This is a genomic window from Streptomyces sp. NBC_00727, assembly GCF_045161745.1.
Lineage (GTDB): Bacteria > Actinomycetota > Actinomycetes > Streptomycetales > Streptomycetaceae > Streptomyces.
The window spans coordinates 4554388-4579589 of record NZ_CP108981.1 but is presented as its reverse complement, the minus strand read 5'-3'; the positions used below and the strand labels follow the sequence as shown (position 1 = coordinate 4579589).

Genomic DNA, 25202 nt, shown 5'->3' with positions numbered 1-25202 from the left:
AATGTGCCCCTACGGAAGCTCGAGCGCCGGCGTGGGAGATTCAGTGAAGAACAATGCCGGGTCCGCCAACAACGGAGACAGTGCCGCATATCGCATCTACTTCAACTCCGGGTACGCGGGACACTCTCAATACTTCGGCGCGCGTACGACTCTGAAGGACCTTGACTCGACGTTGCACAACGACAACGCATCGCAGAAGCGACTCTAGGTAGACCCGAAAGGCCGTTTCTCATGGATTTCCACTTCCGTGGCAGAGCGCGATGCGCTATAGCACTACCGCTGCTCGTGGCGTGCGGCTTGACGTTGGCTTCATGTAGCGGACAGGAGGAAGCGAGTAAGAGTTCCGGGCAGGCTACGCCCTCCAGCGAAAAGCATTCCACCCCGAGTGATCGAAGTGGCCTCACTGCCTCTCTAGCGCTGCCCCTTGAGGGCTATCTGGCAGCTTTCGAGGATCAGGCTGCGGTTCAGCGCGCTCAGCAGGACCATGAGCGAACGTGCATGAAAAAGCTGGGGTTTGAGTACGACCCACCGCCCCCTGTCTCCGACCCCGGCCCCGGCGTAAATGCCGCCAACATGGGGCGGCGCTACGGAATTTCAGATGTGAAGCTTGCCCAAACACACGGATATCACCTCGCCGAGCCGCTAGAAGAGTCAGAGCACTACGAAGTAGGCCCCGAGGCCATGTATGCCCTCATGGGTGAGGACGCGATGATGCCCTCCCCGCCGGCGGGGATAGACAAGGCATCGATTCCCAAGGGCGGGTGCGTTGGTGAAGTACGACGCAAGATTCCTCTGCTGAACGAAGATCTCGCAAGCCGCCTCGATGCCGAGAGCTTGGACAAGTCACGAAATGACGCACGCGTAGTCAAAGCACTCAGCGCCTGGTCCACTTGCATGTCCAAGCGAGGGTATGACGTAGCTACCCCTCTCAATGTCCCGGAGCTGTCCAATGCAGGAAAGGACGGCGGTGCATCAGAAAGTGAAATTTCTACCGCAGTCGCCGACGTCGAATGCAAGGAATCAACCGACCTGATCAAGACTTGGTTCTCCGTCGAAACGGAAATCCAGAAACAGCAGATCGAGAAGAACCAGCTGGCCTTGGATCAGGCGCGGAAGAAGAATCAGGAAACCCTGAAGAAGATCGCTTCTTGACGGATAGCTCTCACAGTTCCGTCCACCAAGGTATTAAACGTCAGGCCAATGGCCCGCAGCATGGAACATAAAGAGTTTCCCATCAATTCGACTCCAGCAACACTGCCAGGCTCCGGATTTACTAGAACTCCAACCTGGGTGTTAACTACGGAACATCGGTTGCTGCGCATACGAATTCGGCTGCTGCAGTAAAGGGCCGCGGTAAAGGTCGAGTGCGTGTTGCGCGCCGACGCGGTGTTGTTCCTTACGTGCTGTCCCGAGCCGGCACTCCTACAGTCCGCAGCACTTCAGCGGACTGTAGGAGGTTCCGTCCGCGACCGAGTCCCCTCGCTCGACACCGCCACGGTCCTCGGCGCCGCCCCGTCCTGGGGCTCGCCACGGGGCTGCTCGCAAATCTCCACCCTCCTGGCGCGCCAGCCCGTCAAGGCGCTGCGGCCCTGCACCCCGCAGGTGAACCGTGCTCCCCGGGCTAGTACGACGCCCCGGGCCGCGGATCCACGACTCCCACGAGCCTCACAGACGACGCGAACAGAAATGAGACGCCATGGCCGACGAGAAGGTCCTCGAAGCACAGCAGTGGGTCAACGCCACCTACAAGGGCGTGGCCGGATACCAGGCATGTCCGGAGGACGGTCACACCGGCTGGTCCACCATGTACAGCCTCACCATGGGCCTCCAGCATGAACTGGGGATCAGCCCCGTTGTCGCCAACTTCGGGGCAGGCACCCTCAGCCGCCTCGCGGCGCTCGGTGACTTCGTCATCGGGTGGAACGCCAACGCCAACATCCTCCGCATCCTGCGCCATGGCCTGTTCTGCAAGGGCTACTGGGGGGGGGCGACTATTCAGTTGGGTACTACGACCAGTACGCCGCTGGAGCGGTCAACAAGATGAAGGCCGACATGGGCCTGGAACAGGACGGCCGCGTCCAGGCGAAGGTGTTCAAGGCCGCGCTCAACATGGACGCCTACGTCCTGCTGGCGGGCGGATCAGACGAGGTGCGGTCCATCCAGCAGTGGCTCAACGAACGTTACTGGACCAAGAGCACATGCAGTATCGGTCCTGCGGACGGGCACTTCTCCCGCGACGTGCAGCAGGGCCTGATGAAGGCCATCCAGCTGGAGGTCGGCATCGCCGAGGACTCGGCCACGGGCACCTTCGGCCCCGGCACCCAGGCCGGACTGAAGGCCCACCCGGTAGCGCAGGGCAACAGCGGTATCTTCGTGCAGCTCTTCTCCGCCGCGTGCGTCTTCAACCAGCCCGTCATCGACAAGGAGGGCACGACCTGGAACACGTCCTTCAAGAAGGAATTCGACGACAAGCTGGTCCAGTTCGTCAAGGCATTTCAGAAGTTCTCCGCCCTTTTCATCAGCGGCTCCGACGGCTCCCCGTCCGTCAGCGGCTACGGCGACTACGCGACCTGGGCGCAGCTCCTCATCTCCACCGGGGACCCTGACCGCAAGGTCGATGCCTCCGACACCGCCTACACGATCACCGCGTCCCGAGGCGCCCGGCTGTTCTCGGACGGCTACCGCTACGTCGGCCGGTACATCAACGAAACATCAACAGGGGGTGGTTCGAAGATCCTCGAAGAGGGCGAACTGGGTGACATCTTCGGCGCGGGCCTCCGGGTGTTCCCCATCTTCCAGGACAACGCCCGCGACTACGGCAACTTCAACTGGAGCAACGGCTACGACCACGGCCAGCTCGCCCACGACCAGGGTGTGCACTTCGGCTTCGACCGCAGCACCGTCATCTACTTCGCCTGTGACTACGATGCCACGGACGATCAGATGGGCAAGATCATCGAGTACTACCAAGGTGTCCAGTCCGGCCTCTCCAGCAGGGGAAAGCGCTATGTCATGGGCGTCTACGGGTCGCGGAACGTCTGCGGCCAGGTCACCAACGCCACCGACGCCCGCTACTCGTTCGTATCCGGCATGTCGACCGGCTTCTCCGGCAACCTCGGCTTCCCGCTGCCGCAGAACTGGGCCTTCAACCAGGTCAAGGAGTACCTGGTGGCCAACGGCTCCGACTCCTTCGGTCTGGACGCCGACGCCCACCGCCCACACACCGACGAGGGGCAGAACGCCGTCAACACCCCCGCCGACCCGGCCACCGGCTTCGTCGCCGCCATCGACCAGCTCTACGAACTCGCCCAGCGCTACGGGAAGGGCAACCCGAGCCAGCTCGTGACGGAGTACGTGCGCCATGTGGGGTACACAGACACGAAATGGAAGGCGCTCATAGGCGACGTCGACTGGGACTTCGTGCAGTACGCCGACGACCACGGAGCCGGCATCCCGAAGGACTTCGACGACCCCTTCAGCGGTCACCGCCTGGACGTTCAGCACCTCATGGCGTCCGTCAACGGGCACTACCTCAAGCCGGTCGGGGACATCAGCCTGCCCAACGCCGGTGACGTTTCGGGGTGGGCCGGAGACCTGTACACCTTCTACGGGGAATGGCGCCGGGACAGCGACAGCTACTCCTCCGGCTACACCTACTGCCAGGACCGCCTGGCCAAGATCGGCGTCGCTTCGAGCTTCGGCTTCAGCGACATGGTCGTCGACGCGGATGCCTACCTCATCGCCGAGCGTGTCCGGGCCGGTGTGCCGCTCACCTCCGCGGTGCGCGAGCACTATCTGGGGGACGGCGGCAAGTCCCGCTTCACCCACTATCTCGACAAGCGTTTCGGCGGGACCCGCGACAGCGCCACCGACATCGCCCGCACCGCACTCGTGATGGACTACGACCCCACCATCGACGCGGGCCGGCTCGTGCTCATCAAGAGCACCTCGGGCACCGTGTTCTTCATGCCGCCCGGCACCCTTCCGAGCGATAAAATCACCGAGTTCTGCCACGGTTTCGCGGACGTGCTCGTCTCACGGGCGGCACTGGAGAGCGCGTAGTGGCACGGCAGGGAGATATCACGCTGAACTTCATCGCCGCCGTGATCCTGGTGGCCCTCATCGCACCGTTCGTGCTCGTCGGACGGGCAGTTGGCCTCTGGCGCCGAGGAAGCCGCTGGGCCGCCGGCCTCCTGATCTCCGCAGCGGGCTCGATCCTCGTCTACGCGGCCGGACTCCTCTTCGTCGGCTCCGCCGACTTCGCCAAGAGCTGCGGCCACGAAGCCGTCCGCCCGCCCCGGAACGCCGACTGGTTCGAGGAGGGCTCCTTCCCGCTGACCGCCACCTGCCACTGGGACGGGGGACGTACCTACAGCCTCGTCCCGGCGTTCGTGAACCCACTGATCTACGCGTGCATCGCCTTCACCCTCCTCTGCGCCGTCATGGCCATCCGAGAACACCACAGGAACGGACACACATCGTGAACGAGGCGTCGATACTCCGCCCGACCCGCAGGCAGGCCCTCCTGCTGGGCGCAGGCCTGACCGCCGGGACGGTGCTCTCAGGCACCGGCACCGCAGCCGCCGCTGGCCCCCCGCGGTGAGGACTTGGAACAGGCCCACCTCCGCCAACGGCTGGCCCGTCGTCGGCCAGGCCACCCGCCAGCGCGTGGAGGGCACCGTGAAAGTGGAGGTATCCCTCCTGGCGGGCGAGGTGTCGACCGTGCTGCTGTATGTCGCGCGGCGCTTCGCCTACGAGATCGACATACTGCACCCGGGCGACCTTCTCGGGCACACCACCGACCGCGCCGTGGGTGCCACCTTCGAGAGCAACCACCTCTCGGGTACGGCGCTGGCCGTCCGACCGCTCTTCTACCCGCTCGGCGCGCAGCCCGGCACCGGGATGACCGAGCGGGAGCGGACCGTGGTCGAGGACATCCTTGCGGACTGTGCGGGCGTGGTCGCCTGGGGCGGTGAGCTGAGCCCCGTCAAGGAGTCCCACTTCCACATCGACGTGCGTCCGGGAGACGCGCGCCTGGAGCGACTGGCCCGTTCCATCACCGGCTGGCACGCCACGCCAGGGAAGGGCGCGGGGGCCATCGACGCCTTCGCTCCCGACCGCCTCCGCAGGGCGCGCAAAGCCCGATCCGAGCGGTGAATCCCGGGGCCCGCACCGCATGGCGGTTTCCAGTGTTCTGCCGGACAAGCCACATATCCCGTGTCCAGGGCTCAGGGTCAAGGACCCACCCCACGGCGGCCCTACGACACCGCCTGACAAAGCCCTACTAGTTCGCCCAGCCTTTCCTGGCTCCACCTGACGGCGACTACGGGCCCGGCGTCACCTGCTGCGGAGGTGACGCCGGGCAGGGAGACCGGCCCGCCCCCACCCGACACCCTCGTGGGCCGCAGTGTCCGGCACCGCGCCGCCTACTCCTCGACGGGAACAGCAGGTGCGCTGTCCTCCAAGCGCCGGCGGATGACGGCGTACCTCTCGGGCCCCCACTCGGGCGACGCGGCCAATTCGACCTCCACCCAAGCATCGATACTCGTGTTCAGTTCGTCCTCGTACGCACTCACGCGACTACCCTTTGACAACACCCCAGGTCAGGACTACCTGGTTGTGTAAGTGCACTGGCACCAGTGGCACGAGGAGTACCCGACGCTGAGCAACACGGGCACGTCCCGCCGCCGGGCCTCCTCGAACGCCTCCGGCGACCAGGGCCACCAGTCGACCGGATTGTCCGCGTGCTGAAGCAGATAGGGGGACGTCGCCTGCGCAAGTCGGTTCGGCATGCCCCCATACTTGCGCACCTTCCCACCACACCGTCCATGCGCCACAGGGCGCCCGCAGGATTGTGCAGGGGGTCGGGCAGGAACCTGCGGTCGTTCGGACTGGTTGGTTCGGGCCTCGGGTGGAACCGTCGTTCTCAGGTCATTCACGTTCCGAGAGGAGCCCGGCGGTGCCTGCTGAAACTATGGGTCTCATCCATCCTTCCCCTCGGGAAGGGCAAGTGATCTACTGCGTGGCCACCGGCCTGACGTACGGGCAGACGGCCTCCCGGATGGGCATCTCGATCCACACGGTGCACACCTACATCCGGCGGATCTTCGAGAAGTACCAGATCAGCGGGAAGACGGAGATCACTCATCTGGCCATCCAGCTGGGGCTGCTCCGGCTCGGAGTGTGAGGCTCCGCCCGCCCGACTACGCGTCGTACCGCGCGAGGGCCTCGGCGATCAGTGCTTGCCGCCCCAGGCCGAGGCCGGCGCGGTTCCAGTGGAAGACCGTCCAGCGGGCCGCCGCCCGGCGCGGACCGACCGAGGACTCTCCGGTGAGGAAGCTCGTACGGTTCCACTCGGCAACGATGTCCTCCGTCTGTTCCCGGAAGCGGCGCGACGGTCCGGCGGTCCTGCCCTCCTGTGGCGTCCCGTCGTCGTGGCCGGTCCCGGTCCAGGCGCGGTCCCAGGTCTCCCGCAGGCGGGCCGCGGCCTGCCGCACGTCGGGGCGGGCCCACATCGCCGGAGTCAGCTGTCTTCCGGTCTCGCGTGCGATCAGGTCCCAGATCTCGCGGTCCTCCCAGCCCTGAACACCCAGTCCTCTGAAGAGGGTTGCCAGGACGGGCAGGGACAGGCGCGCAGGGTCTCCCGGGGTGTCCTCGGAATGCCATTCCAGCCACATCCGGGAGTCCGCGCTCCACAGGGCGTGGACGAACTCCATGGACCGCCGGCCTCCGAACAGTGCCTGTTGCGGCTCGTACCAGGCACGGCTCACCGCCAGGTCGCCGAGCCCCGGCCGTACGACAAGGTCTCGCGCCTGCCCGGCGAGAACGGCGGCGGGCGGGCTGAGGGAGCCGACGTTCGGAATGTCCTCGGCGGTACCCGCCGGCACGCGCAGGCGCCATCTGATGCCCGGGGGCTTGTGGAGGAAGAAGGACTGGTCCGCGCTGCCTCCGTCCACGAGCCGGCGCGTCGCCGTCGCGAGCGTGCGGTAGACGGCGGCGGCAGGCGGCCGCTTCAGCGCCAGGGAGAGCTGGATCCAGGACGGGCCGTCCCGCCACTGGGCGAGAGCGGCCCGGCCTCCCGCGACGAAGACCGCCTCCTCCGCCGCCGTGCGCGCGAACGGCGGGAGGCCTGAGCGGCTGGGGTCCGGGAAGTGCGGTTCCGTCAGCATGGGCGGTTCCTCGTCGCCCGTAGCCACGACAGGCGGGCGTACTCGGCCGCCGCCGCCGTGGCCAGGAGCCGGGGTGCCGCCGCCGGGCCGACGGAACGCGTCGCGTGAACGCGCATCAGCAGCTGTGCCCCAGAGCGGCGTTGGGGCTCCGGCACGCGTTCCAGATAGCGGATGGCCGCCCGGTCACGGTCCCGCCATCGTTCCACCACGGCGGCCCGCCCCTCCTGGACGAGTGCCTGCCAGTCCGGCAAGCCGACGAGGTACGGCCACATCGCGCGGCGTCGGGCGGCGAAGGCACGGCGGTCCGGGGCCGGCATCCAGGCGAGGTGACCGTCGTCGGAGCGGTCGGCCTTCGGCAGCGCGGCGTCCAGGTGCCAGGTCAGGTCCACGGCGGACAGCACGGTCAGATCGTCACGGGCCACGGGCGCCCCGGCGGCGGCCCTGACCGCGAGGGCCGCCGAGCTGTCGGCCTCCGCCCATGCCTCGGCCTCCTCGGGAAACAGCACGGCGCCGCCGAAGCCGGCGTCGCGGCGGTATTCGTGGACGGACACCGTCGGGGCGGGCCCTTCGGTCCGGTGGTGCGCGATCTCCTCGTACACGCGCCTCAGCGCCCGCTCCCGGCCGGCCGCGTCTGCCGCGCCCAGGACCAGGTCGAGGCCGGAACCGTCGGGCGTGTGGGTGTGGAAGCAGCGGATGCCGCCGGGCAGGTCGGACAGCGGGCCGCGGGCGAGGCCGTCGAGGACGGCGCCGAGGCCGGCGGGCGGGCCGGTCAGCGTCAGACGCAGATGGCGGCCGCCGATCGGCTCGGCGGCGCACGCGGGCTCCCGCAGGGAGTACGACGGCCGGTGGGGGGCCTGCGCCGTGCGGACCATGGGGAAGACGCACTCCGCCAGATGCGGGCCCTGCTCGGTCGTGAGCCATCCCGCCGCGTCCGGGTCGATCTCCTGGAGCAGTACCGAGCCGCCAGGACGGCTGTGCAGCCACAGCCGGTCGAGCGGGTCGTCCAGGTCCAGGGGGACGCCGCGGTCGCTGTCCGCAAGCATGACGTGCCGGGGCACCCCGTGCTCACCGCGCCACCGGGCGAACCGCCGCTCCCGTTCTCGGTCGTCGGACTTGGCGGCGTCGCGCGGGAGGGGCAGCCGCCAGCTCTGCGGGACGTAGACGGTACGGCCACGGCGCAGCCGGGGAAGCCGGCCGGCGTCCCGGAGCGGGCCCCAGTCGAAGGGCCCGGGGGCGCGGCGGCCGGCCGCGGCCATGGCCAGGACGCGGGCGGCCGGCGGTGCGGTGAAGTGCGGGGACAGCGCCGAAGCCGGGAGCGGCACCACCTCGCGGTCGAGGTCGTCGGCCCACACCACGACGCGTTCCGGTGTCGCGTGGAGGCTGATCCGCGCGGGGTCGATCAGCGTGTACGCACCGTCCCCGTCAACGGTGTTGACGGCGATCCGGTGGGCACGGGTCGGCGTCACCCGTGCGACGTTCAGCGCGTCCGCCGGGAGGGGCTGGAACACCAGATCGGCCGTGACGGCCCCGGGCTCGGCGCCGGCGAGGACCCTCTCGTCCACGGCCTGCTTGACGCCGGCGAGCGCGGAACGGCCTCGCGGTCCCATGGCGTCGGCGAAGCGGGCCAGCGCGTTGCCCGCTCCGGCCGCCGCCGGAACGCCGCGCAGGACGAGCCGGAAGTCACCGGTGTCGAGGCACGACGTGTCGGGGGCGCAGATCAGCGCGTAGAGGTCGAAGTCCTGCGGGTGGAGTCCGTCGTCGGCGGGTGCGACCGCGTCGAGCAGGTCGTCGGTGAGTTCCACCTCGGGGCTTCCGGACCGCAGCGCGGCGGCATAGGCGTCCACGAGCGCGGCGTCGCGCGCACGGTTCTCCGCGGGCGGCGGGTCCGCCCGCAGGTGGTCGAGCGCGTCCTCGAGTTCGCGCAACGGCACCGACCGGCCGGTTCCGTAGCGCCGGACGAGATAGGTGTGCAGGGCCCGTCCGGGGCTCGGGCCGGCGAGCCGGGCGAGGACCAGAGCGGCCTGTTCGGCCTCCTGACGGACGAGCGGGCCGACGTCCACGCGGGCGTCGAGAAGCGTGTCGACGTGCGGCGGAGGTTCCGGGGCGGTGGCGGCCGCTCCGGGGCGGGCCCGGCGGCCACGCGCGCCCAAGGGCTCGGACGCGTACCGGCGCAAACGGCCCGCGAGCGCGCGCAAGGGTTCCGCCTCCGACGCGCCCAGGGCTTCCAGCCGTGCGGTCAGGTCGCCCAGCGGATCGCCTAGGTGGGTGGGCTGGAGGCCGCTCAGCAGGAAACGTGCCTTGACGAGCGAGGTGAGCAACCGGGCGGCCGCGTGCTCGGTTGCTCCGGCCCGTACGGCCGCGCGGACGGCTTCCGTGCCCGTCGTCCCGGCGCGGGCGGCGTCGAGGACGGCCCGGACCGGCGGGGTGAGGCGGACCGCGGCTTCCCTCGGCGCGCGGCCGGTCTCGGTAGCGAGGTCGCCGGGGGCGGTGATGGCCGCCCGGCCGGCCCTGAGGCGGACGAGCGGGTTCGTCGTGAGGCCGACGGCCGGTTGCAGTCCGGCGCGGCAGCTCAGCTCCGTCGCCCTGCGCGCGAGCCACCCGGCGTCGGGGCGGACGTGTTTGCGGTGCGCGCCCAGCGGCCCGAGCTCGGCGCGGGCGGGGCCGGTGTACGACGCCTGGGCCACCCCGGCGAAGACGCCGTACGGGGTGGCGCGGCCGCTGAGCCGTGCCGCGTACGCGTTCATAGCGAGGACCGTGGAGCGCAGCGCCTTGGGGCTCAGGGCCTGCGGGTCGGCGACCACGCTGTCCGCGAGAGCGGGGTTCGCCAGCTCGACCGCTTCCATGAGCAGGGGGTCGTCGGTGAGGCTCTTCAGCCGGACGAGGAGTTCGGCGGGGGTGGTCCCCGTGCTCGTGGACGGGTGGGGGAAGCTGCGCAGCGGTATGCGCAGCAGAGCCGGGCCGGCGGTCCGGTAGCCGGGTTCGGTGGTGGGCGTCACGGGTCCCTCCTCGCGGGGCCGGAGCTGCTGCGTGCGGTGCGGTGCGGCGCGCGGTCACGCGGTCACAGAGGCGTCCTCCGGCGCGGGGACGGGCGCGGCGGCGGGTGCCTTGCGGTCGATAACGACGGCGGCCACGACGGTCACCAGGGCGAGCCCGGCCAGCGGCAGCGCCAGGATCCAGCTCCCGGTCGAGGTGCCGAAGGCGGCGACGAGGCCGCCGATCGCCGCGCCGCCGAAGGCCATTGCGGCCGTGGTGGTGGACTCCACCAGGCCGAAGAAGGCGCCGGAGGACTCCTTGGGCACCCGGTTCTGGAACGAGGTCCAGTAGAGGCTCTCGGGCAGGCCCGCCGACAGCCCCATGGCGACGGCGCTCGCAAGGGCCATGACCGCGTTCGTACTCGTACCGAAGACGCCGAGGAGGAGGCTGAGGACGACGGCGCAAGCGGCGCCGGGGACAAGACGGTTGCGCTTGGCGAGGGGCCCGCCGAGGACCATGCCCAGGACCGAGCCGACGCCGATGGCGGTGGTGATCCAGCCGAGCAGGGCCGTCGCGTCCCCCGCGCGGTCCGCGACGGCGACCTGGAGCACGAGGCTGGCGCTGGCGACGGCGCAGGCGATGGTCTGGCAGGCGAGGCAGAGCGCGACGAAGCGGTCGTTGCGCAGCACGACCGCGACCTCCCGAAGGACGCCCTGGCGCGGCTTGCCGCCTTCCGCGGACTCCTCCTCGCGGCCGGGCTCCTCCACGTCGACGAGGAGGCTGCTGTCGAGGAGGACGACCAGTGCAGCCGAGACGAGGAAGCTCGCCGCGTTGACCGCGAGCAGCCACGGAATGCCGAGGGTGGCCGCGAGTCCGCCTGCCAGGGCGGGTGCCAGCACGATGACGGTGGTGCCGGTGGTGCCGATGGTGGAGTTGAGGGCGGCCCGCTCCTCCGGACGGACGAGATCACGGTGCATGCGGCGTTCGGCCGGGGCGAACACTGTGGTGAACACCGCCGCCACGACGGCCACCGCCATCAGAACGGTCACGTGCGCGCCGAGCGCTGCCGCCGCCGCGCCGACGCCGACGACGAGGGCCCGGGCGATGTCACAACCGATCATGATGGTGCGGGGTGGCCGGCTGTTGCCCCAGCGGCCGGCGAGGGGCCCGATGCTCAGGGGGATGCCGATGCGCAGGACGCTGAAGATGCCGAGAGCGCCCGCACCGCCACCGCGGTAGACGAGCAGGCTCATGGCGACGTACATGAACCAGTCGCCGGCCTTCGACAGCGCGTCGGCGCCCAGCACGAGGCGTGCGTTGCGGGAGGAGAGTACAGACCGGTATTGGGCGAGTGTCTCTTTCATGCGGTCCTTCGGTTCTCTAGCGGTGGCGTGCGGGGGGCGGGTCCGGGCACGTTCTGGTCGTTGTCGTGGACCGACCAAGCTATTGCGCCACGGGCGGCTGCGCGCAAGAGGTCGGCGAGATCCAGGAAGCCCCTGGCCCGCAGTCGGGGAAGGAGTTCGCAGGACGGAGACGTCGTCCGCCAGGAGGCGAAGAGCCGCAGCAGAGCGGTGCGCAGCTGTGGATCGCCGGTCTCGTAGGCCCGTTCCGGACCGCTGGGCAGCCGCCCGAGCCGGGCCAGGCGCTCGACCGTCGGGGACTGCCAGTCGTACTGAGGATCGGCCCGCCACAGCCTGGTCGCGAGGGTCACCTGCGCCTCCGGGGCGGGGAGTTCGCGTTCGTGCGGGCACAGCAGGCTCCGGCCGGGGCCTTCGCGCACCTGGGTGGCGAGGTCGTGCAGGCCGAGCCGGGGCAGCGCGGGGTGCAGCGCCGCGACGAGGCCGGGCCAGGACAGCAGCCCGGTGCCGGCGTCGGTGAGGCCCGTGCTCTCCGCGATGGCCCCGCGTGCTTCCGGCAGGGCCGTGTCCGCGGGGAGTCCGAGGCTCTCCAGCAGGAGGCACTCGGCCGCGATCGCGCGGAAGGTGTCCGGGAAGCCGGCGGACGCGGTCGCCGCCCATGCCGCGATGTCGTGCGCGTTCCAGTGACGGCCCGTCGGGTCCTCGTACACCGGCCGCCAGGCGTGCAGGTACGAGGTGGTGTGGAACGGCTCGGTGCGCCGGGTCGCCGGTTCCGCGGCCGGGGCGCTTCGCGAGGTGCGCAGCGAGGCAATGCGGCGGGCGACCAGGAGGGCGCGGCGGGCGTCGTGGTGCTTGGCCCAGCGCGGCTGCCGCCGGCACATGAGCCGGAAGTCCCTGAGCCGGTCCGGGTCGGCCCCCAGCTCACGGGCCTTCGCGAGGACCGCGTCGTGGCGGCGCGCGGTGAAGGGCATCGAGGCCGCGCCCTCGACGAGGTGGCGCTCCTCGTCCGGGGTGATGACGCCGCGCTCCGCCGCCGCCCGCGCTGCGGCGCGCAGGTCGACGAGGGCCCAGCCGAGCGCCCGGTGGTCGCCGTCCTCGTCCGCGTGGAGCAGGGTGACCTCGTCGTCGGCCTGGATGAGGCCGCGGTGGTACGCGCGGTACACCGAACCGACGCCGAGCATGCCGTGGGCGGCCAGTTCCGCGGCGCGCAGGGCTCCCATGCTGGAGGCGCCGATGACGGTGGCCCCGGCGTCCAGGAGGGCCATCAGCTCCTTGTGGCGTACGGCGCGGGACTGCAGGAAGTAGCCGTCGATGACCACGAGGACGTCCCCCGGGCCCAGCCCCCATTCCAGGACCTGGCCGGCGGCGACGGGGGGCCTGACGTCGGCCTGCGGCAGGAGCTCCAGGACCTCGTCGTGGGAGATCGTGGGCCCGGCGGTGACGACCAGCCTGGGCCGGGGTGCGTCAGCCATGACCGTGCCTTTCCGCGAAGTCGAGTCCGGGGGCCGCCACCCGTACGACCGGGATGCCGTACCGGGGAAGGGTCAGGTCCGCCCGGACGACGGGCGTGCCGTCGGCGGCGCACCGCTCCAGCAGGGTGTCCAGCGCCCCGGAAATGCCGCGCCCCGGTGAGAGGCGGCCGTCGTGGTCCGTGACGAGGTCGTCGGTGCGGCACACGGGGGCCGGCTGCAGGTCCGGGGCCGCCCGGGCGAAGTCGTAGCGGGCGGCGGCGATGTCGTCCCGGGCTCCGGCGATCGCGGTCACCCGCGACTGCACGGCCTCGGTCAGGGCCCGGGAGAGCGCCACCTCCGCGTCGAGGTGGCTGCCGGAGCCGGAGAACCAGCGCGGCAGCGACGGCGACCACACGCGCGCGACGAACGTGGGGACGCCGAGCGCGGGCGAGGTCACGTCCAGGCACTGCAGCACCGCACCAGCGTCCAGGATGCGCCCGCAGACCTCCGCCGCCGGGCCCGCCGAGCCGGGGAGGGGGCTCCGGGCCTCGTGCCAGGGAAGGCCCACCGCCCGCGCCCGGGCCAGCGAGTGACGCTCGATCAGTTCGAGGAGGGCATGGAGGGTGGCCTCGTCCAGGGTGTTGCCGCCGGCCACACCGTTGCTGTTGACGCGGACCAGGGGCGGCCGCCAGCGGTTCAGGACCTCGTAGTTGACGGTGACCGCGTCCTTCGGCCACCACATCCGCCGCCCGCCCACCAGGTCGTCCACCTCGCACCAGTCCGTGACCAGGGCCGGGGTCAGCGCGTGGTGGGCGAGCAGCGGCAGGCCCGCCGCGCCGCCCGCCGCCTCGGCCATCTCGGCGAACGACGCCCTGCGCGTGGGCAGGACGGTGTCCTCGGCGCAGTGGAGCTCGAAGGACTCCATCACGGCCGACACCTTGGCGAGCACCGGCGAGACGCCCTTGCCCTGGGAGACGGTGATGTTGCGGGAGTTGGGCCGTACCGCCTGCCAGACGGGAACCCCGATGTCGTCGAGGCCGGTCACGTCGGCGACGCGGGTGATGCCCGCCCGCGCCAGGTGGGGCCGGACGCGTTCCCACGTCCGCTCGGGGGACACGGCGCGGAACGTCCCGCCGAAGTAGCCCCCGTCGTGGACGGCCGGGGCGGGCTCCAGGGCGACGGGGGCCGTCATCGCGCCGGCCCGGCCGGATCGGCGGCGCAGGTGCAGTCCGGGCGGGTGTCCAGCGCCTCGCGGGTCGTTGCGGGGTACTGGATCTTCAGGAGCCCGCCGATGGTCGACGGCCTGGCCCCGCCGCTGAGGTGCAGCAGGATCTCGGTGGCCATCAGCTGGGCGACCGAGACCGCGCCGGAGACGAAGGCCGGGTAGCGCCAGGACGTCTTCCTGCTGAGCGCCTCGACGATGAGGTCGTGGCGCTCCCCGAGGTTGTCGCGCATCCGGTGTTCGAAGCAGCGGAAGCATCCCGGCTCGCCGGGCACGTACATCGGACCCACCATGCCGACGAACGAGCCGAGGTAGGGCGTGCCGGACTCCTTGCAGGCGTCGTCGATCCAGCGGTTGATCAGGATGCGGGGCGCGTCCGCGCACAGGGCGACGAAGTCGGTGCCGACCGCGGCCCCACTCAGGTCCTCGGGCGTGCTGAGGTAGCGGTTGACCACCTCCACCGTGGTGTGCGGGCTGAAGCGGCGCAGCTGCCCGGCCAGCGCGTCCGCCTTGGTCACCGCCGCGGACTGGTCCGGGAAGTAGAGGATCTGCCGGACCAGGTTGGGCGTCTCGACGACGTCGCCGTCGACGATGCGGAGCCTGCCGACACCGGCGGCGGCGAGCATGAGGGCGAGGAGGCTGCCGGCTCCCCCTAGCCCCAGGACGGTGACGGTGGATTCACGCAGCCGCCGGAACGACTCCCAGTGCCGGCCGTCGTGGCCACTGAGCGAGAAGTGCCAGTCGAGCTGGGTGGCGAACCGGGTGACCAGGTCCTCGTCCGCCCAGGCCGGGGCGGATTCGCCCAGGGCGGGGACCAGGATCCCGGCCCGGACCAGGGGCTGGCAAGCGCGCGCGATCCGGTCCGCACCGGCGGTGCCGTCGGCCAGTTCGCTGAAGGACGACGGGGCGCGCTCGATCTGCTCCAGGAGCCGGACGAGCGTGGCGGACGGAGCTTCGACGGTCCGGTGGGATCCGTACATGTTGTTGAAGAACAGGGAGCCGTCCGCGAGCCGGAGCATCTCCCAGTTGGTGTTGAACCGCCATCTGTCGGTGAGGGACAGGTTCTGGCCGAGCCGGGGTGCGGTCGGCCGCGCGGCGATCCCAACACCGCGGTGGGCCGCGGGCGGTGCGGTGGTCACGCCGCCACCTCGTGCTCCGCCACCTCGTGAGCAGCCGTCTCCTGCTCGGCCGTCTCCTGCTCGGCCAGGACGGCGAGGAGGCTGGCGTGCAGGGCTTCGCCGTCCTCGGTCCACCGGGCGGCCTGCCCCATCCCCTCCATCACACTGGCGAGCATGGCGCGGTTGGCGTCGAGCCGTACCACGACCTCGTCGCGGTCCAGCGGCCCGGACGCGGGACGGGCGTTCAGGTAGCGGGCCAGACCCCGGCAGATACGGGCCAGCACGAACGCCGCGTGCAACGTCCCCCGCAGCGGCCTGGGGTCCTTGCGCAGCGGGTGGCTGCTGAGGGTTTCGGCGTTGTGGAGGAACGTCGTGAACCTCTCGCGCAGGGCCAGGGAGTGGTGCCCGGTCTCGTGCAGCAGGACCTCGAAGAGCCTGAGGGGGTCCTCGGCCTCGTCGATCGAGACGTACACGGCGCCGAAGGTGCTCTGGTTGGTGGCCGAGCGCAGCGGGCCGCCGGCGAAGACCATGCAGTCGACCAGGGTGTTGTGCTCCCGCCAGGCGGCGTCCCACGACGCGGCGAGCGCGGCCCGCGCCTTCAGCAGCGATTCGAGGATCACCGTGGACGGATCCGCGACGACCTCGATCGCGCCGTGGTCGTCGACGGCCAGGGCGCGGGTCGCGCGGACCGCGCCCTCCTGCGCCCAGGAACCGTCGTCGTACGTCAGTACGCCGGCCGGTGCCGGGGGCTGCGCGGCCGCTTCCAGGCCGGACAGCAGGCCGGGCACCTCGGCGTCCGAAAGCGGTGTGGCGGGCAGGCTGTAGGCGCGCCGGACCAGGGCCGGGGGCAGCCGGCGCACCCGGCGGCCGAGGTCGCCGCCTGCCGGGTGACCGGCGGCGGCGAGGGCGTCGGTGAGCAGTCGTGCGACGCTGCGGTGGTAGATCGCGGCGAGGCGGGCGGTGTCACGCTCGTGAATGTCGACGGTGCGCAGCTGGTCGCGCAGCTCGGTGGGAAGACCGCTCACGGACGGCTCCTTTCTGCAAGCAGCGGCCGGGGCCGCCGGCCGGGTTCGTGTCGGGGTGATCCGCAGGACCGGAGTGGGCCCGGACAATGCCCCGTCGGGGCCCACTCCCGGTCAACTGCCGTACCGGACGGCTCAGAAGACGCGCGCCTCGCTGTACGAGAAGCTGCTCTCGGCGACCTCAAGGGTGATCTCGACGTCCAGGTCCTGCTCCAGGGCCTGGAGCTCGGCGGCCTGGGCGGTGGTGTCGGTGGCCTTCTCCGCGGCGTTGTCGATCATGGTTCCTCCGTTGGTCGGCCCGGGGTGTCCCGGGCTTCTCGCCGCACCGGTCGGTGCGATGGCTCAACACTGGCTTCCGGGCGGAGGTACGGGCAGTCGTCAGTTCTGGGGACATGACAGGGCGTGCGGGGCCGGAGAGCCTGGCATGTCGGCGCCGCGTCGCGCCGCCGCCACCCGGGCCCGGCTCGCCCCCTCGCCCCGGCGCCCACGACACGAGGAGCCAGGATGTCCGGTCCGTCGTCCCCCAGCATGGTCTTCCACCCGCGCCCGGTGCCCGGCCGCGCCCGCCCGTGGGAGTTCCCCGTCCCCGTACGGGAGACCCTGGCCGAGGGCGTCCAGGTCCTGCGGTGCCACCGGCCCGGCCGCAGCCTGATCACGGTGGAGATCTTCATCGCCCTCCCGCTCCACCTGGAGCAGGAGTACCTGGACGGGCTGGCCACCGTACTGACGCGCTCCCTGGTCGAGGGGGCGGACGGCCTGGACGCCCAGGCCTTCGCCGACCGCCTGGAGCGGTGCGGCGCGTCGTTCGAGGCGTACGCCGACAGTCCGGGCATCCGGGCCGTGCTCTCCGTCCCGGCCCGGCACCTGGTGGGCCTGCTCCCCCTGATCGGCCGCGCGCTGCTCGAACCGGCCCTCTCCGACGAGGGGATCCAGCGAGTCGTCCGGCTGCGGCTCGACGAGATCCGTTACGAGAACGCCAGCCCCGCCCGCCGCGCCGGCATGGCCCTCTACCGGAACCTGTTCGCGGCGGAGGACCGCATCTCGCGTCCTCGTCAGGGCACCCACGAGAGTGTCGGCGCGATCGGCCCCGCGCTGGTGCGCGACTTCCACCGCCAGGTCATGACCCGGGCCGCGATGACAGTGATCCTGGTCGGCGACCTTCCGCGGGAGCACCTCGACCGAAGCCTCCGGGAAGCCTTCGGGGACTGGCCGGGGAGCGCCGGTACCGCCGCTCTCCCGGCGGTCACGGCCCCCGGGCGCGGCCGCATCGTCCTCCTCGACCGCCCCGGTGCCCCGCAGACGTACGTCATGGCGGGGGCGATCGCGGCAGGGCGCCGGGATACCTCCTGGGCCGCTCAGGAGATCGGGATCTACTGCCTCGGCGGCACGCTCACCTCGCGCCTGAACCTCGTCCTGCGGGAGCGGAAGGGCGTCAGCTACGGAATGCGCGCGGTCGCGCAGCCGCTGGTCAACCCGGTCAACGGGGCGTACGGATCGCTGGCCGCGATCAGCGGCGCGGTCGCCACCGACGCCACGGCCGAGACGCTGAGCGACATCCGGACGATCCTGGACGGCGTGGCCGCCCGGGGCCTCGCCCCGGACGAGCGGGACTTCGCCGTCCGCGTCGCCACGGAGACGGCGCCGATCACCCTCCAGACCTCCGCCGCGGTGGCCACCACCTTCGTCGAGCAGGTCGAGCAGGGGCTCCCCGACGATGCCCAGGCGCACCTCTACCAGGAGCTGGCCCGCGTGACGACGGCCGAGGCGTCGGCCGCCGCCGTCCGCGCCTATCCGGCGGACGGTCTGGTGACCGTCCTCGTCGGAGACGCGTCAAGGATCCATTCCGGCGTGAGCAGCCTCGGCCAGGGGGACGTGACCGTCGTACCCGCTCCTCGGCGTCCGGCAGCCCGGCGTACGCCAACGCCGCCCGCTGTCAACGCGGTTCGGGCGCCCAGGGACAACGGCTTCCTGCCGCACGCCACCGTTCCGCAGGCCGCCGGCTGATCGTCGCGCTTGCAGGAAAGTGAACAGCGCGGCGCCGGTTCCTGCAGCCTCCGGAGGCTCTCACGAGGCCCGATCCGGCGCAGGATCCTTCTGCAGGCCAAAGCCCCCTCGCAGAGGAGTAGTCACCTTGCTGAAGCTCATCGCCGCAGGCCGTCGCAGCTCCCGGATCGCCGCCGTTCTCCTGCTCTCGGGCTGTCTCACCGTGATCGGGGCGAGCAGCCAGGCCGCGTTCGCCGACACCGCCCCCGCACCCCGCACGACCGACACGGCCGCCGCCAGCGATGTGAACGCCTGGGAGTGACCTCACATCCAGCCGCGTTCCTTCGCGATCAGCGCGGCCTGGAAGCGGCTGGTGGCGTCCAACTTGGCCATCAGGGCCGCCACATACCCCCGATAGGTGCGCACCGCGACACCCATCCGGCGTGCGCCGAGTTCGTCCTTGTCGACCGTGGCCAGGGTGGAGAGAACCTCGCGTTCCAGCGGTGTGATCGAGGTAACGTCCCTGGTCTCGCTGCGTACCGCGAGATCGTCGGCTGCGTCCCAGACCCTGACGAACAGTCCGTGGATCTGTGACAGCAGGCCCTGCTCCCGGATGACCAGCGCCCCTCGAGACGTGTCGTTGGGATCGCTCGGCACCACCGCGACCTTACGGTCGTAGATCAGGACGCGCTCCAACGTCTCGGTGGACACCCTGATCTCCGCGCCGAGACTGGAGATCTCCTTCAAGTAGGCCAGGGTGTGCGGGCTGGAAAGCGCGGATTCGTGAAAGATGGACCGCATACGGGTCCCGCGCCGAAGACAGCGCACGTCCAGGGGTTTCGCCGCCTCAAGCGTCTCTGCTCGCAGACCGGAGCCAGGATGAATCGCCAGCACTTCCTGATAGGAAAAGAACGACAATTCGTCGAGACGGTTCCTGACGTCCTGGGTATTCTCGATCCGCTCGATCCCGACAAACCCCTGACCCGAAAGCCCTTGACCGGAAAAGCCCTGTCTCCAACGCCCTTCGAAGTAGGCGATTTCGGCACGGGTGTCGGTCACCCGCCGGAGTTCGGCATTGAGTTCACCGATACGCTCCTCGATCAGCCGCTCAATGGCCGGCGCTGGGTCGACAACCGCCACGCTCCCTTCCAGGGAGATACGGATCATCCCCTGGGATTCGAGACGGGACAGCAGGCCACTCAACTCCTCCGCAGGCATGCCCAGCGCGTCTGCGGCGTCCGCCAGACCGGTCCACTCGCCTTCCAGCAAATGGACGTACAACGCCTCTTCCGACGGATTTACCCCCAGCGCCAAAAGCTTCAAATCCGCTCCCCCAAGCAGGCAGATGAGAAGAATCTTCCACTGTGCCGAAAGCGGAAAACCCCCACCCAAAGAACGCGTCAGATTCCCTCGCTGAACTTGGGTACCCTATCAGATGCTGCCAAAAAAGCACCGGGTGTACGGAGATGCACCGAACCCCTGTACGCATTTAATTCCGCACCCTTCGCCCGCACGGAAGTCATTCACACAAAAGGGCATGGACCAGACAAGATCGGATGGACCACGTAAAATGATCCTCTACGTCACGGTCGCCACATCGGTGCGGAGCGCGATGCGTAACGCGCCGGCCCACGCGGCCAGGATCGCCTCATTACTGCCCGGGGAGTGGACGGCCCGGGTCGTCTCGTCGGACGGCGACATCACGCTGGCCATGCGCGAGGAAGCCGTCCGCCCCGAAGAGGCACGCGAGGTGGTCACCGCCGCTCTGGAGGACCCGGCCCTGGAGGGCTGGAGCGTGAGAGACGTGCGACGGGTCACCGACTGACCGTGGTGATCCGGGGCCCGAGTCCTGCGGGGCCGGGCCTCGCGCACGCGCCCCCCACCAAGGACACTGGTACCTCGCGGCGGCCCGGGGAACGCGGGCCGGCGTCGTGGACCGGAGCCGGAGGGGGACGACAGATGCGGATGCGGGACGACCACCGGGCGGACGCCGAGAGGCTGTTGGCGCGGGCCGTGGAGGAAGAGGCACGGCGCACCGGCGGCCGGACGGACTCGGCCGTCCTGCTGACCCGTGCGCGGGCCGCGCTCGACGGCATCGCGGACGGCGCGGCGGAGGAGTACGCGGCGTACGTCCAGGCGCTCGACGCCGCGGCGGGCGGGCAGCGCTTCAGCCGGGAGAGCCTGTCGACGCCGTTACTGGTCACCGGAGTCGCCGCGGCCGCGGCCTTCGGCGCCGACGTGGCGCTCGGCACGGCGTCCGGGCTGGCGCTCGGCGCGGGGGCGGTCGTCGCCGTCGCGGGGGCCACCGCCACCGTCGCCAAGGCCACCACCTCGCACCGGCCGTCCGTCCAACCGGCGGGCCGCGCCGAGGAGTTGCGGCTCCAGTGGCTGTCGGCGTTGGAGGTGCGGGGCATACGGCCGTTCCTGGACCAGCAGCGCATGCTCGCCGCCACCACCCGCGCCCCGGCGAAGAAGGCCGCCGCCAAGGCACGCACCCCGCTGCGCGGCGGGGACCGCAGCGCAGCCGCCCGGATGCGCTCGCTCCTTGAGCAGTCGTTCGGGCATCTCCCGTCCGCCGACGGCCTGTTCGCGGGGCGGCGGGCCGAACTGGCCCGCATCGGGCAGTGGGTGCACGCCGCCCGCGCCTCGACGGAGACCAAGCCGACCGTCGTCGTGCTGCACGGGCCGCCGGGCGCCGGGCGCACCACCCTCGCCGTGCGGGCGGCGCACGAGCTGAAGGACCAGTTCAGGGGCGCGTGCGTGGTGGACCTGCGGGGCGGCGCGGAGGGCGAGCCCCCGCTGTCGACCCGGGACGCCCTGCTGCACCTGCTGAACCGGCTCGGCGCCCCCCGCGAGCAGCTGCTGTTCCGGGACAGCACCTCCGCCGAGCAGCAGGTGCGCCGGCTCGGCGAGCTGTACCACCAGCATCTGACCGGGACTGCCGTGACGATCGTCCTCGACGACGCCCGCGACGCGGAGCAGGTCGCCACGCTGATCCCGGAGCGCTCCGAGAGCCTGGTCCTGGTCACCGCCCGGGAGCCGCTCGACCTGCCCGGCACGCTGCCGGCCTGGGTGCACCGGCTGGAGGTCGGGGCGCTCGGCGCGGGCGGCGCGGAGGAGCTGCTGCGCGAGGTGTCGCGGGAGGCCGAGCCGGGGCCGTACGACTATCCGTCGAGCGAGGCGATCACCGAGCTGTGCGGCGGGCTGCCGCTGGCGCTGCGGATCGCCGGCTCCTCGCTCGGAGCGCGTACGGCGGACGTGCTGGCCGCCGACCTCGCCGCGTACGGTCCGGTCCCGCCCGTCGAGCGTGCCCTGTGGCTGCGCTACACCGACCAGTCCGAGCAGGCCAGGCGGCTGCTGCGGCGCCTCGCGCTGGCCGGGCGGGCGAGCCTGGGCGCCGCGGCGGCGGCGGCCCTCCTCTCCGCCGACGAACAGGAGGCCGGCCGGCTGCTGACCGCCCTGTCCGAAGCCGGTCTGATCGACCACGTCCGCGGCTCCCGCTACCGGCTGCACGACCTCGTACGCGGCTTCGCCCTGGCCCGGCTGCTCGACGAGGAGGAGCCGGCCGACCGCGCGGCCGCGCAGGAACGGCTCATCGCGAACTACGCGGAGCTCGCCGGCTCGGTGATCCGGATGGTGGACGGCAAGATGTCGACCCGCGCCGGACAGTTCGGCTCGCACGGCTTCGGCTCGCTGGACGCGGCCCTGCGCTGGCTGGACGACGAGTCGAGCTTCATCACCTCCGCCCTGCGGCACGCCGAGGGCGTCGGCCAGGCCGCGGTGCTCGCCCTGCTCGGCGCGCTGTGCGACTACTGCCTGCTGCGCGGCGACCTCTACCGGCTGGGCGAGATAAGCGAGCTGACCCAGGCCGTCGACCAGGGTCTCCTTGAACGGTCGGTGCGGTGGCGTACGGGCATCGCCGCCCGGCAGCTCGGCGAGCTGGACAAGGCCCGTACGACGTTGTCCTCCGTCGTCGGGCTCTACCGCGAGGCGCAGAACGACTCCGGCACGGCGCTGGCGCTGTGCTCGCTGGGGATCACCCTGCACCACCAGGGCAACCTGACCGAGGCGGCGGCGCGGCTGCGCGAGGCGATGGAGCTGCAGTCCGCCGCGGGGCAGGACGAGGACCGGGCCTGGTCGATGCACGCGCTGGCCGCCGTGGAGCGCGACCGGGGCAACCTGGCCGAGGCGGTGGCCCTCCTGGACACCGCGCTCACCCTGCACCGCGAGGGCGAGTCGCTGCACGGCGAGGCATGGACCCGGTTCCAGTCGGGCCAGGTCCGGCTGCGCCTGGGCGAGGTGGAGCAGGCCGAGGCCGCCCTGCGCGCCGCCCTCGACCTGTACGGGCGGACCCGGGACGAGCGCGGCGTGGCGTGGGCGACGACCCAGCTGGCCCGGGCCCGGCTGCTGGCCGGCGACGCGGGCCCGGCGGCCGAGCAGCTGACCGTGGCCCTGGCCCGCCACCGCGACAACGAGGACGCGCGGGGCGAGGCCTGGACGCTGTACTACCTGGGCCAGGCGCTGGAGGAGTCCGGCGACACCGTCGAGGCCGTCCGGCAGCTGGAGCGGGCGCGCACGATGTTCTCGAGGATGCGTGACGTCTACGGCCTGGCGTGCGCCCGGCACCACTCGGGGCGCGTCACCCGCGACCAGCGCGCCGCGCAGACGGGGAACCTGCGCAATTCCGGGTTCGCCCGCCAGCTGCTGGCCGACGCGCGGGCGGACTTCCGCCGCATCGGGGTCGCCCACGGCGAGGCGTGGGCCTGCCTGGACCTCGCGCTGATCGACGCGGGCAACCAGCGGGCGCCCCAGGCCCTGGAGCTGTGCGGCGAGGCGGCCCGGCTGTTCGAGTCGTACGGGGACGCGCGCGGTGCGGACTGGGCGCGCTTCCTGCGCTGCACGCTCCTGCCGTACGCCTCACCCGGCGGCATCGAGGTGGGCACGGTGGTCGCCCAGCAGGAACTGGCCGATCTCCGCGCCGCCGCCCACCCGTCGCGGGACCCCAAGGTGAACGAGTGCACGGACACGTACCGCGTGATCCTGGACCGGGGCACGGACCTGGAAACGGGCTGGCAGGCGTGGTCCCTGCACCTGATCCCGTCCCGCCGGACCCGGGAGATCATGGGCGTAGGCGTCCCATCGAGCCCGCCCGGCGATTGAGGGCATCTCTTCAGCCGAACGACGGCGGCGGCGGGGGCAACGTCCGTATGCTCCCCGCCCCGCCGTGCTACTTCCGCTCGGCGGACGCCGGCTCGGCCTCAGACGCCGACTCCTCCGACGCCGACTCCTCCGACGCCGGCTCCGCCGGCCCCGGCCCCTCCTCGAAGTTCACCCGCCCCATGTGCCGGTTCATCGACTTCATCAGCGCCCACACGCCCACGGCGAGCGCCGCGAAGACGATGAAGCCGAGGACCCCGGGGGTCACCTTGTTCTTGTCGAGTTCGTCGGCGGCGAGCGGGACGAGGTGCGTCAGTGCCTGAGTCGCGTACATATCAGGCATTGTCGCGGATGCCCGCGAAGAGGTCGCTCTCGGGGAGGGAGGTATCGACGAGAGACTTCGCCAGCTCGTACTCCTCCGTCGGCCAGACCTCGCGCTGGATGTCCATCGGAACGCGGAACCAGCCGCCGTCCGGATCGATCTGCGTGGCGTGCGCGATCAGCGCCTTGTCGCGGATCTCGAAGAAGTCCGCGCACGGAACGTGCGTGGTCAGCGTGCGCTCGGCGCGCTCGAACTCCTTCCAGCGCTCCAGCCAGTCCCCGTACGGCGACTCCAGGCCGCGGGCGAGCAGCGCCTCGTGCAGGGCGAGGGTGCGCGGCCGGTTGAAGCCCTGGTTGTAGTAGAGCTTCTGCGGCGCCCACGCGGGGCCGAACTCCGCCTCGGGGAACTTCTCGGTGTCCGCCGCGCCCTCGAAGGCGATCATCGAGATGGTGTGGGTCATGATGTGGTCGGGGTGCGGGTAGCCCCCGTTCTCGTCGTACGTGGTGATGACCTGCGGCCGGAACGCGCGGATCTTGGCGACGAGGCGGCCCGCGGCCACGGTCTCGTCCTCCAGCGCGAAGCAGCCGTCGGGCAGCGGCGGCAGCGGGTCGCCCTCGGGCAGGCCGGAGTCGACGAAGCCGAGCCACTCCTGCTTGACGCCCAGGATCTCCCGGGCCTCGTCCATCTCCTTCCGGCGCACCTCGTGGATGTTCTCCTCGATGTACGCGTCACCCTGGAGTTTCGGGTTGAGGATGGAGCCGCGCTCGCCTCCCGTGCAGGTCACGACCAGCACGTCCACCCCCTCGGACACATACTTGGCCATGGTGGCCGCGCCCTTGCTCGACTCGTCGTCGGGGTGAGCGTGTACGGCCATCAGTCGAAGCTGCTCAGTCAAGACTCGATCCTCAGTGATTGGTCGCGAAGTGCAACTTCTATAGTGACCGAACCGGGGGGTGGAAAATTCCTCGATCCCCGGCACGGGAGGAACGATCATGACGGCGGTGCGCGAGGCGCTTCCCGAGAACCGCTACGGCCGCTCCGCGGACCAGCGGGCGGACCGCAAGCTCAAGATCATCGGCGCGGTGCTCGGAGCGCTCCTGCTGGGCGTGGTCGGCTGGATCGGGTACGACTACGTGGGCGGGAAGGGCCTCAGCGCCGAGATGATCAAGTTCAAGGTCACCTCGGACGACCGCGTCGAGGTGCACCTTGAGGTCCGCAAGGGCCGGGACGACAAGGGCTACTGCACGCTCCGCTCGCTGAGCGAGAACGGCACCGAGGTCGCCCGCAAGGACTTCCGTTTCGACGGTGACACCGGCCGGATCGACGAGATCCTGACCCTGCGCACGACCTCCCGGGCGACCGCTGTCGAGCTGCTGGGCTGCACGGACGACGGCGGGGCGTCGAGTTGACCGTCCCACGCCCGTCGT

Annotated in this window: 22 protein-coding genes and 1 pseudogene; 11 read left to right on the top strand and 12 right to left on the bottom strand. The window is 71.1% G+C overall.

Features of this window, described 5'->3' with window-relative positions; genetic code table 11:
* Nucleotides 1–498 precede the first annotated feature (498 nt).
* The 5 genes from OG242_RS20835 (at nucleotide 499) to OG242_RS20815 (ending at nucleotide 5157) form a co-directional block, all read left to right on the top strand.
* Nucleotides 499–1152, top strand: a complete 654-nt coding sequence (locus OG242_RS20835) for a hypothetical protein (protein ID WP_405899601.1) — start codon at nucleotides 499–501, stop codon at nucleotides 1150–1152.
* A 544-nt stretch (nucleotides 1153–1696) separates the two neighbouring features.
* Nucleotides 1697–2044, top strand: a complete 348-nt coding sequence (locus tag OG242_RS20830) for a hypothetical protein (protein WP_405899600.1) — start codon at nucleotides 1697–1699, stop codon at nucleotides 2042–2044.
* On the top strand, nucleotides 2041–4062 hold the full coding sequence (locus OG242_RS20825) for a glycoside hydrolase domain-containing protein (RefSeq protein ID WP_405899599.1): 2022 nt from the start codon (nucleotides 2041–2043) through the stop codon (nucleotides 4060–4062). Before OG242_RS20830 ends, OG242_RS20825 begins: the two co-directional genes overlap by 4 nt.
* Nucleotides 4062–4484 (top strand): hypothetical protein, encoded by a 423-nt coding sequence (locus tag OG242_RS20820; RefSeq protein ID WP_405899598.1) that lies wholly within the window; start codon nucleotides 4062–4064, stop codon nucleotides 4482–4484. The genes OG242_RS20825 and OG242_RS20820 overlap by 1 nt, the downstream gene beginning before the upstream one ends.
* A 115-nt stretch (nucleotides 4485–4599) precedes the next feature.
* On the top strand, nucleotides 4600–5157 hold the full coding sequence (locus OG242_RS20815; protein ID WP_405899597.1) for a hypothetical protein: 558 nt from the start codon (nucleotides 4600–4602) through the stop codon (nucleotides 5155–5157).
* 476 nt (nucleotides 5158–5633) lie between these two features.
* On the opposite strand, the pseudogene OG242_RS20810 reads toward OG242_RS20815, so the two are convergent.
* Nucleotides 5634–5792 (bottom strand): annotated as a pseudogene (locus OG242_RS20810) (DUF255 domain-containing protein); the annotation flags it as partial.
* 182 nt (nucleotides 5793–5974) lie between these two features.
* On the opposite strand from OG242_RS20810, the gene OG242_RS20805 reads away from it, so the two are divergent.
* A complete protein-coding gene (locus tag OG242_RS20805) occupies nucleotides 5975–6187 on the top strand; it encodes a response regulator transcription factor (protein ID WP_405901675.1) in 213 nt (70 codons plus the stop codon).
* A 16-nt stretch (nucleotides 6188–6203) separates the two neighbouring features.
* Here OG242_RS20805 and OG242_RS20800 read toward each other — a convergent pair whose 3' ends face one another.
* From OG242_RS20800 to OG242_RS20765, 8 genes are all read right to left on the bottom strand, one after another.
* Complete coding sequence (locus tag OG242_RS20800; protein WP_405899596.1) at nucleotides 6204–7169, bottom strand: thiopeptide-type bacteriocin biosynthesis protein; 966 nt, start codon at nucleotides 7167–7169, stop codon at nucleotides 6204–6206.
* The gene (locus OG242_RS20795) at nucleotides 7163–10165 is read right to left on the bottom strand and encodes a lantibiotic dehydratase family protein (protein WP_405899595.1); all 3003 of its coding nucleotides are present in this window, start codon (nucleotides 10163–10165) and stop codon (nucleotides 7163–7165) included. Before OG242_RS20795 ends, OG242_RS20800 begins: the two co-directional genes overlap by 7 nt.
* Before the next feature lie 54 nt (nucleotides 10166–10219).
* A complete protein-coding gene (locus OG242_RS20790; protein ID WP_405899594.1) occupies nucleotides 10220–11506 on the bottom strand; it encodes an MFS transporter in 1287 nt (428 codons plus the stop codon).
* The gene (locus tag OG242_RS20785) at nucleotides 11503–12972 is read right to left on the bottom strand and encodes a TfuA-like protein (protein ID WP_405899593.1); all 1470 of its coding nucleotides are present in this window, start codon (nucleotides 12970–12972) and stop codon (nucleotides 11503–11505) included. Before OG242_RS20785 ends, OG242_RS20790 begins: the two co-directional genes overlap by 4 nt.
* A complete protein-coding gene (locus OG242_RS20780; RefSeq protein ID WP_405899592.1) occupies nucleotides 12965–14143 on the bottom strand; it encodes a YcaO-like family protein in 1179 nt (392 codons plus the stop codon). The genes OG242_RS20785 and OG242_RS20780 overlap by 8 nt, the downstream gene beginning before the upstream one ends.
* Nucleotides 14140–15312 carry a ThiF family adenylyltransferase gene (locus OG242_RS20775; RefSeq protein WP_405899591.1) on the bottom strand — a complete coding sequence of 391 codons (1173 nt, stop codon included), beginning with the start codon at nucleotides 15310–15312 and terminating at the stop codon, nucleotides 14140–14142. The genes OG242_RS20780 and OG242_RS20775 overlap by 4 nt, the downstream gene beginning before the upstream one ends.
* Complete coding sequence (locus OG242_RS20770; RefSeq protein ID WP_405899590.1) at nucleotides 15309–16316, bottom strand: aKG-HExxH-type peptide beta-hydroxylase; 1008 nt, start codon at nucleotides 16314–16316, stop codon at nucleotides 15309–15311. The genes OG242_RS20775 and OG242_RS20770 overlap by 4 nt, the downstream gene beginning before the upstream one ends.
* Before the next feature lie 132 nt (nucleotides 16317–16448).
* A complete protein-coding gene (locus tag OG242_RS20765; RefSeq protein ID WP_405899589.1) occupies nucleotides 16449–16592 on the bottom strand; it encodes a hypothetical protein in 144 nt (47 codons plus the stop codon).
* Nucleotides 16593–16817: 225 nt separating this feature from the next.
* On the opposite strand from OG242_RS20765, the gene OG242_RS20760 reads away from it, so the two are divergent.
* Together OG242_RS20760 and OG242_RS20755 are read left to right on the top strand one after the other, a co-directional pair.
* Complete coding sequence (locus tag OG242_RS20760; RefSeq protein ID WP_405899588.1) at nucleotides 16818–18317, top strand: M16 family metallopeptidase; 1500 nt, start codon at nucleotides 16818–16820, stop codon at nucleotides 18315–18317.
* A 127-nt stretch (nucleotides 18318–18444) separates the two neighbouring features.
* Entirely contained in the window at nucleotides 18445–18618 is a 174-nt protein-coding gene (locus tag OG242_RS20755; protein WP_405899587.1) for a hypothetical protein, read from the top strand.
* A 2-nt stretch (nucleotides 18619–18620) separates the two neighbouring features.
* Here OG242_RS20755 and OG242_RS20750 read toward each other — a convergent pair whose 3' ends face one another.
* Nucleotides 18621–19619, bottom strand: a complete 999-nt coding sequence (locus OG242_RS20750; RefSeq protein WP_405899586.1) for a helix-turn-helix transcriptional regulator — start codon at nucleotides 19617–19619, stop codon at nucleotides 18621–18623.
* 247 nt (nucleotides 19620–19866) lie between these two features.
* Between OG242_RS20750 and OG242_RS20745 the strand changes: the two genes are divergently transcribed.
* Nucleotides 19867–20121, top strand: coding sequence for a hypothetical protein (locus tag OG242_RS20745; protein WP_405899585.1), 255 nt, complete (start codon nucleotides 19867–19869; stop codon nucleotides 20119–20121).
* Between the two features lie 134 nt (nucleotides 20122–20255).
* Nucleotides 20256–23456, top strand: coding sequence for a tetratricopeptide repeat protein (locus OG242_RS20740; protein WP_405899584.1), 3201 nt, complete (start codon nucleotides 20256–20258; stop codon nucleotides 23454–23456).
* Nucleotides 23457–23523: 67 nt separating this feature from the next.
* Here OG242_RS20740 and OG242_RS20735 read toward each other — a convergent pair whose 3' ends face one another.
* Both OG242_RS20735 and mca read right to left on the bottom strand, forming a co-directional pair.
* Complete coding sequence (locus tag OG242_RS20735; protein ID WP_405899583.1) at nucleotides 23524–23787, bottom strand: hypothetical protein; 264 nt, start codon at nucleotides 23785–23787, stop codon at nucleotides 23524–23526.
* 1 nt (nucleotide 23788) lies between these two features.
* A complete protein-coding gene (gene mca, locus OG242_RS20730) occupies nucleotides 23789–24670 on the bottom strand; it encodes a mycothiol conjugate amidase Mca (protein ID WP_405899582.1) in 882 nt (293 codons plus the stop codon).
* Between the two features lie 97 nt (nucleotides 24671–24767).
* Here mca and OG242_RS20725 point away from each other — a divergent pair, with 97 nt between their 5' ends.
* Complete coding sequence (locus OG242_RS20725) at nucleotides 24768–25184, top strand: DUF4307 domain-containing protein (RefSeq protein WP_405899581.1); 417 nt, start codon at nucleotides 24768–24770, stop codon at nucleotides 25182–25184.
* Nucleotides 25185–25202: the final 18 nt, after the last annotated feature.